The organism is Nitrospirillum amazonense (assembly GCF_029594735.1).
GTDB lineage: Bacteria > Pseudomonadota > Alphaproteobacteria > Azospirillales > Azospirillaceae > Nitrospirillum > Nitrospirillum amazonense.
In genome coordinates, this window is record NZ_JARPAF010000002.1 from 2,700,652 (window position 1) to 2,716,127 (window position 15,476).

Below are 15,476 nucleotides of genomic sequence, written 5' to 3' on the forward strand. Positions count from 1 at the left end.
GGCCATGGCGGACGCAACGAACGGGGGCGCGCAGGGTGCCTGGTACATCACCCTGGGCGCCGACACGCACCAGGTTGGGCTGATGGATTTCGGCCAACTCGGCCGTGCGTTGGAGGTGATCGATCAGGCCATGAAGCCGTTGCCGGAAGGTTTGCCGGCGGCGCGGCGCCTGATCGCCATCGCGCTGGAGCAGGACATTTGCACGGCGGAAATCAAGGACGGCCTGGCGCCGGAAAAGGTGGCCGAGCTGGCCTATGAGCGTGTTGGGCCGATGCGCGCCACCGTCACCCAGATCGTCGAGGCGGTGGGCGTCATCGGCATCGCGTCGGGAATTCTGCGCCTGGGGGAGCCTCCGAAGGGGACGGAGACGGCGGCGTCCGCCTGACCTGGGAGGAATTCCTGGCCCAGCTCGTGATTACCACGGGCTGGACATACCGGGACGTCCTCACGCTCACCGTCCCCCGGTATCTGGCGCTGGTCGAGCGCTGGAAGGTTTATCCGCCCGTTCCCGTGCTGATCGCCTGCTACTTCGGCTTCGGCAAGGAACAGGCGGTCAAGGAAGCGTCCCTGGCCGACCTGATGGCGGCCTTTGGCGACGGCACCATCAGATAGAGGCCCGTTATGACCGACCAGGTCGTATCCATACGGCTCGACGCCGACGCCAGCACCGTCCAGGTGGCGTCGGCGCGCGCCGAAGCGGCCTTGAAGAGCCTCTACACCACGCTGAACGCCGGGGCGCCGGCCGCGCGCTCCATGTCGGTGGAGACGCAGCGCTATGTCGAGCAGGTCGACGGGGCGCAGCGCACCTTGCGCATGGCGCAGGACCAGTACCAGGCCATCAGCGAAGCTCTGGAAGCCGGGGAGATCAGCAGCAACGAGGCAGCCAGGGCGTTCAAGGGCATCGAAGAAGCCGCCCTGGAAGCCTCCCATGGTACCGAGCAGCTGTCATTGTCCACCGTAGGCGCGCGGCGCGAGCTGGTGGTGCTGGCCCATGAGATGGCCACCGGCAACTTCGCCCGGGTGCCTGGGTCGCTGATGGTGATGGCCGAGCGCATGGGCGGACTGTCCCTATCGACCATGGGGGCGGCCGGCGCGGTCGCTGCCCTGGGCTATGCCGCCTATGAAGCCGTGGACAAACTGCAGCACATGGATGATCAGGTGGTTGCGTTGTCCGGCCACATGGCGGCCATCGGGCGCGGGCAGGAGTTCACGCCGGGCGTCATCAAGGAACGCCTCAAGGATCTGCAGGATGGGCTGGGGCTGAGCAAGGACAGCGCCAACGCCTTGGCCAACGCCCTGGACGTCGGCTTGGCGGGCGCGTCGCGGGAGACGATCCGTGAGCTGGGGGACCTGACCGCCGCCGCCTCGCACCTCTCCGGCCTGAAGATCGATGACTTGGGGAAGGAGGTCGCCGCCGCCTGGCGCGATGGCACGCCGGCAATCGAGACGCTGAACAAGCAGCTGCAGATCCTAAGCGCTGATGAGATCGAGGCGTTGGAAAGCGCCCGCACGCGGGCCGAGCAGCAGGAGATTTTCAGCGCGGCCATGCGCCGCCGCTTTGGCGCCGAGGCCGAGGCACTGCGCGGTGTCGCCGCCCAAGCCAAGGAAGTGGGATCGGTCTATCAGACCATGGGCGAGAACATCGCCATCGGCCCGGAACAGAATGCCCCCACCGCTACCACCGGCAACAACCAGAAAGACCAGGACCGTCGTTTCAATGACAGCCAGTTGGTCAAGGAAACGACCACTGAGCTGGCTCAGCTGAAGGCGACTTGGACCGCGTCGAAGGATGAGTTGCTGGCCGTTGAGGCCGAAAAGTGGCAGGGCGTCATCAGCCTGACGGCGGATGGGTCCGCCGCCCAGCGTGAGGCGCGCAGGGCCCTGGCCGCTGTCGAGGCGGATCAAGTCCGTCAATCCGTCACCACGTTCGAGGCGGCCGAGCGTGAGAAGGTCGCGGCGCGGGCCGCCACGGGCACCCAGGGCCGCGCGGATGAGCTGCGCGACCAGATCGCCCTGGATGACCGGTTGTTGGCCAGCGACCAGCTGACGTCGGAGCGCAAGACGCAGATCCGGGCTGAGCAAACGCGCGCTATGGGGCAGTTGCGCCAGCAGGAAAGCGCCGATGCCATCACCGCCGTCCGCGACCAGCTGGCGGCGGAGAGCGCCGCGGGCACGCAGACCCGCGCGCAGCAGCTGCAGGCGCAGATCGCCGCCGACCAGCAGCTGCTGGCCAGCGGCAAGTTGACGGCTGATGCCCGGCTGGGCGTCGAGCGGGAAATCAACGTCGCCAAGGCGCAGTTGGCCAATGAACAGGCCAAGGAAGAGCTGCGCAGCCTTCAGGAACAGGCGACGGCGGCCCGAGCCGGGAGTGCCGAGCGGATTGCCCTGCTGCGGGAAGAGCTGACCTATGCGCAGGCGCATTTCGGCGCCCTGTCGGCCGAGGCGAAGACGGCACAGGACGCCCTGACCACGTCCGAGCGGGAGGGCAAGAAGGAGCGGGAGGCGATCCAGCGGGAAGAGGCCGCCACCCAGCTCCGGGTCAGCCAGGCCAAGCTGACGGCGGAGCGGGAGCGTCTGGACGGCGAAGTGGCCGCCGGCCGGATCACCGAACAGCAGAAGCTGCAGTCCCTGAAAGACCTGGCCGACGCCGAATATGAGCTGAACCTGCAGGCGCTGACCCAGCAGCGGGACAGCCTGGATCAGGGCACGCTGGCGTGGACGCAGGCCAACGGCAAGATCGAGGTGCTGGCGGCCCAGCGCAGCGCCACGATGGAGAAACTGGCAGCCCAGACGGAACAGGCCAACACCAAGGCCGCGCAGGCCAGCCTGCGCGCCTGGGAAAGCGCCCTGGCGCCCATCACCCGCGCCTGGGATACCAGCCTCTCCGGCGTGATCCAGGGCACCCAGACGGTGCAGCAGGCTTTTGCCAAGATGGGCCAGTCCATCCTGCTGGAAGAGATCACCAGCGCCAGCAAGTGGCTGGAGCACAAGATTTTGGTCAACGCCCTGGGGGTGGCCAACGACAAGAGTGCTGCGCAGGGCGGCATGCTCGCTTGGTTACTGGCGGATCGGGCGAAGACGACGGCCGCTACTGCAGGGGAGGCTGCCCGCACCACGGCCACCACCACCGGCGCCGCCAAGCGTAACTCCGCTACCGCGACGGAAAGCAGCAGCCTCCTGGGACGTATCGGGGAGATGATCGCCGGCTGGCTTGGCTTGGAGGGCGGGAAAACAGCGGCAACCGATGCCGGGGTGACGGATCGCGTTTTCGCCGACAAGGCGGAAGCGGTGCAGCAAACTACCAAGGCAGAAAGCGAAATCCAGATCGCCGCCGCCGTGGCCGGGGCGAACGCTTACGCCCAGTACGCTGCCTATCCCCCACTGGCCGCAGAAATGGCATATCAGGCCGTGGGTGCCGTGCAGGCGTTCAATTCGATGCTGGCGGTGGGCGGTGGCCTGGCGTCGGCGGCCGGCGGCTGGGAAAAGGTGCCCTACGACGGGGCCGTGGCTGAGCTGCATAAGAATGAAATGGTTTTGCCCGCCAGCATCGCCACGCCGCTGCGCGCTGCCGTGGCCACCTGGCGCAATCCGCCCGCCAATGACTACACCGCCAACCCCAATAAGGCGAACAGCACCGGCTTCGCCGCCAGTGCCACCCCCATGGGCGACACGCATGTGCATGTGCACGCCATCGACAGCCAGTCGGTCGCCCGCTTCTTCGCCGCCAACAAGCATCACGTCGCCGACGCGGTGAAGGCGGCCCACCGGAACGGGAAGCGCTGAGATGGTGGCTTACTACCCAACTCTGGCGGGCATCGCCTTCGGCGTCACGAAGACGCCGAGCTGGAACACCAACATCCAGACGGCGGTCACCGGCCATGAGGTCCGCATCGCCCAGCAGGCGCGACCCCGTTATCAGTTCACCTTGGTCTACGAGTTCCTGCGCGACACGGCGGCGGCCAATGAGCTGGCCACGCTGCTGGGCTTCTACAACCAGCGCAAGGGCGCCTTCGGGACCTTCGTTTTCGTGGATCCCGACGACAATACGGCCGGCGGGCAGGCCATTGGCGTGGGGGACGGCAGCAGCCGCACCTGGAACGCGGTGCGGACGGCCGGCGGCTCCGTCGAGGTGGTGGGCTACATCACCGGCATGACCGGCGTCTACGTCGATGGCGCCCCGGCCGCCTACAGCTACGCCGGCAACAGCGTGACCCTGAACAGCGCGCCGGCCAACGGCGCCGTTGTCACCGCCGACTTCACCTATGGCTACGTCTGCCGCTTCAAGGACGATCAATTGGAGCTGTCCAAGTTCGCCGCGCAGTTGTGGGAGGCCAAGACGGTCACGCTCATCAGCCTATTCGAGGATCCGACGTGAAGAGCACCGACACCGCCCTGATCGACTGGCTGGCCAACACCGCCTCGATGTTCGAGGGAGAGCTGTACAGCATCTACCTGGCGCCATCGCGCGCCACACCGGGCCTGCCGGCGGGAAGCGTCCTGCGGTGGACCGACTTTTCCGACGACATCACCTATGGCGGACTGACATGGAAGGCCGGTGGCCCGCGCCTACAGCGCGGCGGGATCACCACCAGCATGCAATTCGAGGTCCCGGAGCTGACGCTGGACATCTTCTATCGGTCCACCGACCTGGTCGACGGCCTGACCTTGGGTGCCTTTGCGGAGAACGGCGGCTTTACCGGCGCCTTTCTCACCATCGACTGGGCGCCCATGACCGCGCCGGGCGTGCTGCCCTTTGGCATCATCCGCGACTGGTCGGGTCCCATCGGCCAGGTGGCGCCCTCCGCCAGCAAGGTGGAGCTGACCGTCAAGGGCGCTAACGTCGGCTTCAACGTCCAATACCCCTTCAACCTTTATCAGGTGCCTTGCCTGAACGTGCTCTTTGGGCCGGCCTGCGGCGTCAACCGGGCGTCGTTCACCTGGTCCAACGCCTGTGCCAGCGGCAGCACCAATGAGGTGCTGGTGCCGGCCGTCGCCCTCTCCGCCATGACGGGGCAGGCCATCGCCGCCGACCCCGGTGCCTTCGCGGACGGCAGCATCACGTTCACGGGCGGCGTCAATGCCGGCACCAGCCGGGGCATCAAGGTCGCCTCGGACGGCAGCATCATCCTGCACTACGGCCTGCAGCAGGCGCCGGGCGTCGGTGACCCGTTCACCATCACCTATGGCTGCACCCATACGCGGGAGGTCTGCGCCAGCCGTTTCGACAATGCCGACAGATACCAGGGCTTCGAGTTCATTCCGCCCGCGGAGACCAGCGCATGATGACCGTGGCCGAACAACGGGAGGCCGTGGCGGCCGAGGCGCTGAGCTGGGTGCGCACGCCCTATCATCAGCTGGCCGACGTCAAGGGGGCCGGCGTCGACTGTTCCATGCTGCTGGTCCGCGTGTTCGTGGACACCGGCGTCATCCCGGCCTTCGACCCACGCCCCTATCCGCCCGACTGGCATCTGCACCGCTCGGAGGAGCGCTATGTGGCGTGGGTCGAGCGGTTCTGCAGCCGCATCGACCCGGCGCAGCAAGCGCCCCAGGCGGGTGACATCGTCCTGATGCACCTGGGGCGATGCTTCAGCCACGGGGCCGTCATGACGGGCCAGCACACGCTGGTGCATGCCTTTGCGCGCGACCTGGTGTGCACCACTGGCGACGTGCGCCATCCGCCGTTTCTTGGGCGTGATCTGCGGTTCTACACCCCGACGATCTGGGGGGGCTCGAATGGCTGACATCTTCGGGGGCGGCGGCAGCGCCGCCAAGTCCAACCGCTTCTACAGCCTGCAGGTTCAGACCAGCTCCGCCGGGGTGCCCAAGCCCATTCTGTGGGGCACCCGGCGCCTGGCGCCCAACCTGGTGTGGTACGGGAATTTTCAGTCGCGAGAGGCATCGAGCGGCGGCGGCAAGGGTGGCAGCGGCGGCGGCTCTTACACCTATTCCTGCGCCGTCATCATGGCGCTGTGTGAGGGGCCGACAGCGACAATCGGCCGCGTGTGGGCGGACAAGGAAGACACCACCCTGGCCAAGCTGAACCTGACCTATATGCAGGGTCAGGACGGCCAGCTGCCGGTCACCGCCATCTTCACCACCGCCCCGGATGAGGCGCGGTCCTATCCGTTCACGGCCTACGTCGGCACCGCGACCTATGCCCTGGGCAGCAGCCCCAACCTGCCCAACCACAATTTCGAGACCCAGTCCTGGCTGCACAATGCGCCCAACACCATGGACGCGCAGTTCCCCGACGTACTGGCCGATTTCGCCACCAACAAGCGCTATGGCTGCCAACTGGAAAGCCAATATGTCGGCGACCTGTCGTCCTGGCGGACCTATTGCCAGGCGCTGGGCTTTTACGGCAGCCCGCTGCTGAGCAGCCAAGAAACCGGCATCGACGTCATCAACCGCTGGGCCAAGATCACCAACACGGCCATTTTCTGGTCCGGCAGCGTCATCAAGGCGTTGCCCCTGGGCGACCAGGCGGTGACCGGCAACGGCGTCACCTGGGACCCGGGCCAAGCGGTGGTGCCGCAGTATGATTTCGAGGCCCAGGACTATCTGGCCGAGGACGGCGCCGACCCGGTCAAGGTGACCGTCAAGGACGTGGCGGACACGTCCAACTATGGGTCCATGACCTATACCAACCGGGCCGACAGCTACCAGGATGATGTGGTCAGCTCCCGCATCCAGGCGGCGATTGACGCCGACCGCCTGCGACCGCTGGACACCATCACCGCGCGGGAGTTCTGCGAGGCCGCCCCGGCCGCCCTGTCGCTGCAGCTGATCCTGCAGCGCGCCTGCTACATCACCAATACCTACAGCTGGAAAACCGGCATCCGGTACCGGCTGCTGGAGCCGGGCGACATCGTCACCCTGACCGACACCAACCTGGGCCTGGATCGCTTCCCCGTACGCGTCACCAAAATCACGGTCAACCAGGACCGTACGGTGGATTTCGAGGCGGAGGAGTTTCCGGCCGGCGTCGGCACGGCGACCGCGCATCCGCATCCCGTCAACGACAACGCCACCATCAACACCCTGGTCGATCCCGGCGACGTCGCCCAGGTGGTGATCATGGAGCCGTCGCCCGGCCTGACCGGCGGCGTGCAGCAGGTATGGATCGGCGCCGCCGGTGGCACCTGGTGGGGCGGCGCGTCGGTCCACATCTCCCTGGACGATGAGAAATATGAGCGGCTGGGGGAGATCAGCGGCCCCTGTCGCGTCGGCGCCCTGGCGAGCGCGCTGCCCACCGGCGCGGATCCGGATACGGCCAACACCCCGCTGGTGACGCTAGCCACCGGCCGCGTGCAGCTGGGCACCGGCGACCAAACCGACGCCGATGCTGGCCGCACCCTGTGCGTCATCGGCACCGAGCTGGTCAGCTACGCCACGGCCACCGTGACGGCCACCAACACCTATCGGCTGGGCTACCTACGCCGCGGGCAGTACGGCACCACCATGGCCGCCCACGCGGCAGGCACGCCCTTTGCCCGGCTCGATGGTCGGTTTTTCACCTATGATCTGCCGGCGGCCTACATCGGCCAGCGGCTGTACATCAAGCTGACCAGCTTCAACATCTTCCAGTCGGCAGAGTATGACCCGTCGCAGGTCAACGCCTATACCTACACGCCCGTGGGCGCCGCCGGGATGCTGCCGGCACCCACCGATTTGCAGCTGAGCGTGATCACGGCCTATCAGGCGGATGGCACCGTACAGCCCGCCATCCAGGCCAGCTGGACGCCGGTGGATGGTGGCAGCCCGGCGGATACCTCGCTGCGGTGGGCGCCTGTTGGCAGTAGCGATTGGCAGACGCTGACGGTGCCAGCCGGCACGACACAGGCGTTGCTGACGCCGGTGATCCAGAACGTCACCTATCAGGTCCAGGCCGCCAGCCGTCTATCTGCCACCGTCCGGTCCATCTGGGCCCCTCAGCCCCCCGCGACCATTACGGTCGGCGGCGTTCTTGGCGGTGCCAGCGTCACGCATCTGGAGCTGTACGGTCAGGGATTGGATACCGAGTTCCTGGGCCGCGATATCCACCTGGTCTGGCAGGGCAACTTTCCGGCCACCAGTTACGCCATCGGCACGGCGCCAAATGGGGCTGGAGCCGGCTTTCGGAACCCCTATTTCCAGGACTACCTGGTCACGATCAGCGATCCGGCCACCGGCGCGGTCCTGCGCGTCGAACGTGTCACGGTCGAGGAGTACATCTACACCTTCGACAAAAACGCCCAGGATGCCGGCGGCCCGCACCGCACCGTGCGGTTCGATGTCGCCATTGAGGACAAGCTGGGCGGCGTGACGAAGGCGGCCACCCTGACGGTCACCAACCCGGTGCCGGCGCAGGTTCAGATCCAGCCGTTGCCGGTGACCAGTGGCCAGGTGCTGCTGGGCTACATTCCGGGAACCGAGCGCGATTTCGCCGGTGTCAACGCCTGGGTGGACACGAAAGAGGATGTGGACACCTCCGGCGTGCCGGCCGTGACGGGATCGTCGCCGCCGCTGATCGTGGGCGGCCTGACGCCGGGGCGGCAGTATTGGGGAAAGGTCCAGACATTCGATAGCTTCGGGAGCGCTGGCTGTCCCATCAGCGCCGCTTTCACATGGACCCAGCCATTCATCAGCACCCAGGAACTGGCTGACAGCATCATCGGCAAGGACAAGCTGACGCCGGAGCTGGTCACCGAAATCAACGGCACGACGGAAACAGCCGCCGAAACTAAAACCATCGTCACTGCGCTGTCGGCGCAGACCTATCTGAAGGTTCAGGCGAACGGCCACGTTGCCGGCATCGGGGAGTACGCCGACGAAACCGCCAGCCGCATCGTCCTGCTGGCCGACATCCTCAGTCTCGCGCTGCCCAGCGACACGGACCCGAATGGGTATGTCACGCCCTTTGTGATCGGCACCAAGGACGGCCAGCCCGTCATCGTCCTGAATGCCGTGACTTATGCCGGCACCATCCACGCGGATCAGATCGACGGGGGGACCTTCGGCGCCGGCGTGGTTTACGCCGGCAGTGTGTTCGCCGACCAATTGAAGGGCGGCACGATCACTGGCGAGACGCTTACCCTGAAGGCCAATGGCAACCCGGCTTTCGTGAAGATGTATGGAGCCCTGAAGGAGGGTGACGACACGGTGGGTGGCCCATCGTTCGTTTTCAACGACGGCGTCCACAGCTGGAACGCCCTGCAAATCGGGTGGCGCGACGGTGAATTCGGCACCTGGTTGAAGGGGCCGGACGGCACTGACCTGATTATCGCGGGGCAATTCGCCAACAACGTTGTGAATACCCCCAACGTCAACCAGGGAGCGGTGACCAACCACGTCACCGCGAACGGCTATTCCGCGTCCCTGATTAGCGTGTACGGCGGGACGATGTTGGTGATTTTTACCGCCGTGTTCAAAACCTCCAACGAGGGTTCGAAGGGCACGCTGACGGTTTCCAATGCGTCCGGGGCGCTCTCCAGCGTCTCGGCCCAGGGCGTCTTCGCGGACAACAGCGCCCGCGAGAGCGTCTACATGTTGCGCCTCATGGTATCCGCCGCTGCTGGCGACACCATCACGGCCACCCTCAGCTATCCCAGCGACATGCACTGGGACACCCCGATCATGACCATCAGCGAGTTCCGGGTATGACTGATTTTGTCACCCATGACGCCAGCGGGCGCATCCAATCGCACGGGCAGATCAGCGTGCCGACCGATCTGGTGGAGCACACCATTGCCGCTCAGGCACGCGACGGCTTGCAGGCGCGCCAGGGTGCGGGCCATCCCGACACCCACTGGGTGGATGGCGACGACATAGTGCCCCGGCCGGCGATGCCATGCGTAGCCGACACGCTGGAGATCGCCGCCGATGGCGCCGACGCGGTGAGCCTTACCGGCTTGCCGACGGGCAGCACGGTTGCGCTGGATGGCCAGGTGGCGACGGCCCACGACGGCACGATGGCCATCACCACGACGCTGCCGGGCACCCACCAGGTGCTGATCATCTGCTGGCCTTACCGCGACCTGACGCTGGAGATTACCGCCCATGCCGCGCCTTGACCACCGCCCGTCGCTGGAGCGGGTGCGGGCCGCCCGGGCCGATGCCTATCCGGAGTTGGGCGACGTCATCGACGCGCTGTGCGCCGGCGTCGAGGCCCTGGCCGCTGGCCAGCCGTTGCCGCCCGAAACGCAGGCCGTCTTGGCGCGCCGCCAGCTGATCAAGACCCGCTATCCGAAGAGCGACCGATGACCCAATACAACACTGGCACGATCACGATCACCAGCGGCAGCGCCACGGTCACCGGCACCGGCACGGCCTGGCTCACCAACCTGCAGCCTGGCGCCATGCTCGTGGTGGGCGAGGATGATCCGGTGGCGTTCGTCGCGGCCGTCACGGCCGACGGAACCTTGACACTGGAGACGCCATGGCCCGGCGTCTCATACGTAAACACCCCGTACGAGGCCGTGCGTGACTTCGACCCGCAGACCGGTGCCCCGCTGCTGTCGCACGGCACGCAATACCCCAACGCAGTGATCAACCGGGCGATCAATCTGCTGGGGGCGCACACCAACACTGCCGTCCAAGTCAATACTCAGTACCAGCTGGCTCAGCAGGCGGCGACAAACGCGCAGACCGCCGCGGATATCGCCCTGGCGGCGCCGGCGGCCGGCCCGACATATCAGCAGCAGCTGGACGTGATCCATCAGCAGTCTGGCTACCGCGACCGGCTGACCGGCCTGCCGTGGGCCATCACCGATATGGCCGGCCGGGCGGCGGCCTGGATGCGCCCCGACGCGATCCTGGGGCTGTTGGGCTTGCTGCTGCAGTCGGTCTACCGCGACCACTACACCGGCGGCCGGGTGCCGGTGATCGGCGACGCCACCGGGCAGCCGCTGGTGTGGGCCCAGGCCGACGGTACGCTGGAGATACCGGCACTGGCCATGTCGGGAACAGTGTATCGCGACCGGTACCCCGACGGGCGTGTACCGCTGGCGGGCGACGCCGCCGGGCGGCCGGTGTTGTGGGCGCTCCCCACCGGTGCGGTCGAGGCAGCCGAGGTGGCCGTCGGTACGCCCCTCTCACGGGATCGCCATGTTGGCGGCCGCACCCCCATCGCGGTGGATGCGACCGGGCGGCAGCTGCTGGGCGCTACCCTCGACGGGGCCGTCGCCGCTGATGAGATCGAGCTGGGGCCGGCACGGCCGATCTACCGTGACCGGCGTCCCGGCGGCGTCACACCAGTCCTCACGGACGCCCATGGCGCCGGGCTGCTGGGCCTGACCCCCGATGGGCTGCTGGCAGGCGGGGCGCTGATGGCGCCCCTGACCAAGCTGCGGGGCGCCTACAACGTTGTGTCGCTGCCGACGCTGACGGGCAAATTCACGGTGGCGCAGGTACAGGAGGCGGATGGCTGGCTGTCGCTGCTGATCCAGCCCACGGCCGGCACCGGCACCATGGCCGTGCCGCTGACCAGCGCGCCCATCGACGGCGAGATTTGGTACGGCCAATCCAACGCCGGCAATCCCGGCGTGGAGCTGGCGCTGATGACCAGCGCGCTGTTTCCCACCCACGTCTATACGTTCAAGGAAACTGCGGTCGCTTGGGGCACCACGCCACCTGGCCAGTTGACGGATTTCGCGCCGCTGTCGGATGGCGCGGGGGCGCCGAATTTTGGCGCGACGTTGTACGGCTTCGCGATGGAGCAGCGTGACCGGGACGCGGGGCGGCAGCGCAACGGCCGCCTGGTTTTTACGGTGAGCTACGGCGGGGAGCCGATCAGCTATTTCGTCAAGGGCACCTCGACCTATGCCAGCGTGCTGGCCAGCGTCACGGCCGCTGTGGCCGTGGCCGCGCAATACGGCCGCACCTATCGCTGCAGCCGCATCATCTGGGTGCAGGGCGAGAGCGGCCCCTATGACTACACCACCTATAAGACGGCGCTGGCGGGGATCATCGACAACCTGACAGCTGACGTCATGGCGATCACCGGCCAAGCGACGGCGCCCCTGTTCGTGATCGTCGGCACCAATCGCTACGACACACTGGCGCCCCCGGTGACCGGCACCTTCCTGGACGGTGTGCGCGAGGCTCAGATTGACCTGGCCGCTGACCGCGCCGGGACGGGGGTGATCTACGCCGGCAGCATGTACAGCATGCCGGTCCAAGCCGACGGCATCCACGTCACCACCCTCGGCCGGATGATGCTGGGGGAGATGATCGCGGCGGCCGTCGAGGGGGGCGCCGCATTCACCGGCCTCAAGATGACCTCGGTGGCGATCAGCGGGGCCACCCTGACGGTGTCATTCTCCATTCCGCCCGATGGTGGCGCGCTGCAATTCGACCCGGGGCCGTCTGCCGGCGGGTGGGTGCAGCCGACGTCCTGGTACGGCTTCTATTTCCGCGACCTGGTCGGCGCCGTGGCTATCTCCAGCGTCGCGATCAGCGCGACCAACACCGTGACCATCACCCTGTCTGGTGCGCCCGCCGGCGCCTGGGAGCTGTGGTACGCGGAGGGCCCCGACCCCGTCACGACGCAGGACGGCTGGCCAGGCGCGCGAGGCCAGCTGATGTCGCGGACCTCACGGTGGTCGACCTACAGCCGTCTGGGATACGGCGTACCCAAGCGCTTCGCCTATTACGCCAACCCTTTCCGCTACCAGCATTCGTGAGGCGCCGATGCCCCTTGTTCTCATTCCTCAGGCGCCGGTGGCCGTGCTGCCCAAGCGCTTGCTATTCGCTAGCAGCTTCACCTGGACGGTGCCGGCCGGCGTCTACGTGCTGCGCAAGGTGGTCCTGGTCGGTGGGGGCGCTGGCGGCGGTGGCGGCTATGGAAGCGCCAGCAGCGGCTTCGGTGGCCACGGCGGCGGTCCCGGGGTGACAGTCGAGCTGATCGACGTGCCGGTGACGCCGGGCGCTACGCTCACCGGGACCATTGGTGCGGGGTATGCCGGCGGCGCGGTTGGGGCTAGTGGCGCGAATGGCGGCGGTTCGTGGTTCGGTGGCGACACGTCGCTGACGGGCGCGGACATCGCTATCCCCTACGCAGCTGGTGGATACCCGGGCTTCGGTGGCCAGGCGGCCGCTGACGGCGGTGGCGGTCAGTGCGGCGGCAACTACGGGCCGGTGTTCTCGACCGCCGGCACCGCCATGGGGGGCACGGCCGGGTTCATCCAGGGCGGCATCGCCGGATTTGCGGGCGTGGGAACCACGGCCTCGGTTACGCAACGCACCTACACATCGACGGCCGGCGTCGTCAGCACGTCGGGCGGCGCCGGGGGATCAACACCCTACGGCCCGGGCGGCGCGGGTGGGGCTGTCGGCTCCGCTGGCGCCACGCCCACGGGGTTTGGTGGCGGCGGGGGTGGGGGCGGCCGCAACGCCGCCGGCGCCGCCGGTGCCTCCGGCATGATTATGATCACCTGGCAGGAGGCCTCTTGATGCCCCGATACGCGCTTCTGAGCCCCGACAACATCATCACCAACGTCATCGAGGCGGATGACGCCTGGATCGCCCAGACGGGCGCCCGGGCGGTCCCCGACCCCGATGGCCGCGCCTATCAGGGGTCAACGTACGACCCCGCCAACCAATCCTTCGGCCCCCGGCCGGCCCTTCCTTCCGACATGGAGTGACCTGATGATCCGCCTGCCCATCACCGTGACCAACGCCGCCGCTCAGTCATATCTATCGACCAAAGCGCAGCTGCTATCCGGCGCCACCCTGGTCGATTGGTTCCAGGCCGACCCGAACAGCTGTGTGCAGTCGGGCGGCAAGGTCAGCGCCCTCACGTCGCTGACCAACTCTGGTCATGTCTTCGCCCAAGCGGACACCAATAAGCAGGGCTCCTTGGTACAGGTGGGGGCCAACGGCTACACCAGCTTGGCCTTCACCAACGCCACCAACGCGACGCGCTACGCCTCAGACTGCTGACAAAGCCCTCGCCTATGGCGGGGGCTTTTGATTCAATGTCTTTATGCTGAAGCCGCCGACGCCCTCACAGACGGAACTGGAGATGGTGACGATCACGTCGCTGGTTCCGTCGGACCACCTGCTGCGGAAGATCGACGCAGCGCTGGACTTCACCTTCATCCGGGATCGGGTGGCGCACCTTTATTGCCCAGACAACGGGCGTCCAGCACTGGACCCGGTGGTTTTGTTCAAGACGCTGTTCATCGGCTATCTGTTCGGCATCCGCTCGGAGCGTCAGCTGATGCGGGAAGTTGAAGTGAACGTTGCGTACCGCTGGTTCCTGGGGCTTCGGCTGACGGACAAGGTGGCGGACGCCTCGACCTTGAGCCAGAACCGGCGTCGTCGGTTCCGGGACAGCACGGTCTATCAGGACATCTTCGATGAGATCGTGCTTCAGGCGGTGCGGGCTGGGCTGGTTGACGGGATGGTGCTGTACACGGACAGCACGCACCTGAAGGCCAACGCCAACAAGAACAAGTACGACCTGGCGATGGCGGCGAAGTCGCGGGCAGACTATCTGGACGCGCTGGACCAGGCGATCGACGCGGATCGGGCGGCGCACGGCAAGGGGCCGCTGAAGGCGAAGGAGCGGGAGCCGGAGGTCAAGGAGACCAAGATCAGCCGTACCGATCCGGATGCCGGCTACATGGTGCGGGACGGCAAACCCAAGGGCTTCTTCTACCTGGACCATCGGACGGTGGACAGCCGCCACGCCATCATCACCGACAGCTTCGTGACGCCTGGCAACGTGCATGACAGCATTCCCTACCTGGCCCGGTTGGACCGGCAGCGGCAACGCTTCGATCTGGATGTGCGGTACGTCGGGCTGGACGCGGGTTACTCCACCGCCGGCATCGCCAAGGGCCTGGAGGACAGGGGCATCGAGGGCGTGATCGGCTACAGCCGGCCCACCCATCGCCAAGGGTATCTACGCAAGCGGGACTTCAAGTACGACCGGGAGGTTGATGTCTACCGCTGCCCTGAAGGCCTGGAGTTGCGCTACGCCACCACCAACCGGGAAGGCTACCGTGAGTACAAGAGCGACCCGGCCCTCTGCCGCACATGCCCTTTGCTGGCCTCCTGCACCAGCAGCGCCAACCATACCAAGGTCGTCACCCGCCATGTCTGGCAGGACGCCAAGGACCACATCCACGAGAACCGCCAGACACCCTGGGGCAAGAAGGTCTATGCCAGGCGCAAGGAGACGGTCGAGCGCAGCTTTGCCGACGCCAAGCAGCTTCATGGCCACCGCTACGCCCGCCTGCGTGGCCTCGCCAAGGTCACCGAACAGTGCCTGCTTGCCGCCGCCGCCCAGAACATCAAGAAGATTGCCACCATCCTGGCCCGCTGGCGTGGGACAGACGGCCTCGGACCTAACCGCAAGCGCTTCATCCACGCGCTCAACTGCTTAATCAGCGAACTCCTGGCCGCCTTCCGCCTCTTCCACCCTGCTGCCATCTGAAAACCGCACAAAACAAAACCCCGCCGAAAATCGACGGGGTTTGTCAGCAGTCTGA

14 protein-coding genes are annotated in these 15,476 nt (G+C 66.8%); all 14 read left to right on the plus strand.

Features of this window, described 5'->3' with window-relative positions; genetic code table 11:
* The first annotated feature begins 4 nt into the window (after window positions 1–4).
* The 14 genes from P5F91_RS18450 to P5F91_RS18515 are packed head-to-tail and all read left to right on the plus strand — an operon-like array spanning window position 5 to window position 15,421.
* Entirely contained in the window at window positions 5–385 is a 381-nt protein-coding gene (locus P5F91_RS18450) for a hypothetical protein (RefSeq protein ID WP_277907844.1), read from the plus strand.
* 26 nt (window positions 386–411) lie between these two features.
* The gene (locus P5F91_RS18455) at window positions 412–612 is read left to right on the plus strand and encodes a hypothetical protein (RefSeq protein ID WP_277907845.1); all 201 of its coding nucleotides are present in this window, start codon (window positions 412–414) and stop codon (window positions 610–612) included.
* 9 nt (window positions 613–621) lie between these two features.
* Entirely contained in the window at window positions 622–3,783 is a 3,162-nt protein-coding gene (locus P5F91_RS18460; protein ID WP_277907846.1) for a hypothetical protein, read from the plus strand.
* A gap of 1 nt (window position 3,784) precedes the next feature.
* The gene (locus P5F91_RS18465; RefSeq protein ID WP_277907847.1) at window positions 3,785–4,375 is read left to right on the plus strand and encodes a DUF2460 domain-containing protein; all 591 of its coding nucleotides are present in this window, start codon (window positions 3,785–3,787) and stop codon (window positions 4,373–4,375) included.
* A complete protein-coding gene (locus P5F91_RS18470) occupies window positions 4,372–5,283 on the plus strand; it encodes a DUF2163 domain-containing protein (RefSeq protein ID WP_277907848.1) in 912 nt (303 codons plus the stop codon). The genes P5F91_RS18465 and P5F91_RS18470 overlap by 4 nt, the downstream gene beginning before the upstream one ends.
* Window positions 5,280–5,741 (plus strand): C40 family peptidase, encoded by a 462-nt coding sequence (locus P5F91_RS18475; protein ID WP_277907849.1) that lies wholly within the window; start codon window positions 5,280–5,282, stop codon window positions 5,739–5,741. The genes P5F91_RS18470 and P5F91_RS18475 overlap by 4 nt, the downstream gene beginning before the upstream one ends.
* Complete coding sequence (locus tag P5F91_RS18480) at window positions 5,734–9,642, plus strand: phage tail protein (protein WP_277907850.1); 3,909 nt, start codon at window positions 5,734–5,736, stop codon at window positions 9,640–9,642. Before P5F91_RS18475 ends, P5F91_RS18480 begins: the two co-directional genes overlap by 8 nt.
* Complete coding sequence (locus tag P5F91_RS18485) at window positions 9,639–10,052, plus strand: hypothetical protein (RefSeq protein ID WP_277907851.1); 414 nt, start codon at window positions 9,639–9,641, stop codon at window positions 10,050–10,052. Before P5F91_RS18480 ends, P5F91_RS18485 begins: the two co-directional genes overlap by 4 nt.
* On the plus strand, window positions 10,039–10,242 hold the full coding sequence (locus P5F91_RS18490) for a hypothetical protein (protein WP_277907852.1): 204 nt from the start codon (window positions 10,039–10,041) through the stop codon (window positions 10,240–10,242). Before P5F91_RS18485 ends, P5F91_RS18490 begins: the two co-directional genes overlap by 14 nt.
* Window positions 10,239–12,662 carry a sialate O-acetylesterase gene (locus P5F91_RS18495; RefSeq protein ID WP_277907853.1) on the plus strand — a complete coding sequence of 808 codons (2,424 nt, stop codon included), beginning with the start codon at window positions 10,239–10,241 and terminating at the stop codon, window positions 12,660–12,662. Before P5F91_RS18490 ends, P5F91_RS18495 begins: the two co-directional genes overlap by 4 nt.
* A 7-nt stretch (window positions 12,663–12,669) precedes the next feature.
* Window positions 12,670–13,431 carry a glycine-rich domain-containing protein gene (locus P5F91_RS18500; RefSeq protein WP_277907854.1) on the plus strand — a complete coding sequence of 254 codons (762 nt, stop codon included), beginning with the start codon at window positions 12,670–12,672 and terminating at the stop codon, window positions 13,429–13,431.
* Entirely contained in the window at window positions 13,431–13,622 is a 192-nt protein-coding gene (locus P5F91_RS18505) for a hypothetical protein (RefSeq protein ID WP_277907855.1), read from the plus strand. The genes P5F91_RS18500 and P5F91_RS18505 overlap by 1 nt, the downstream gene beginning before the upstream one ends.
* Window positions 13,623–13,626: 4 nt before the next feature.
* On the plus strand, window positions 13,627–13,920 hold the full coding sequence (locus P5F91_RS18510; protein ID WP_277907856.1) for a hypothetical protein: 294 nt from the start codon (window positions 13,627–13,629) through the stop codon (window positions 13,918–13,920).
* 43 nt (window positions 13,921–13,963) lie between these two features.
* Window positions 13,964–15,421: an IS1182 family transposase gene (locus P5F91_RS18515; protein WP_277907857.1), complete on the plus strand. Its 1,458-nt coding sequence runs from the start codon at window positions 13,964–13,966 to the stop codon at window positions 15,419–15,421.
* Window positions 15,422–15,476 lie beyond the last annotated feature (55 nt).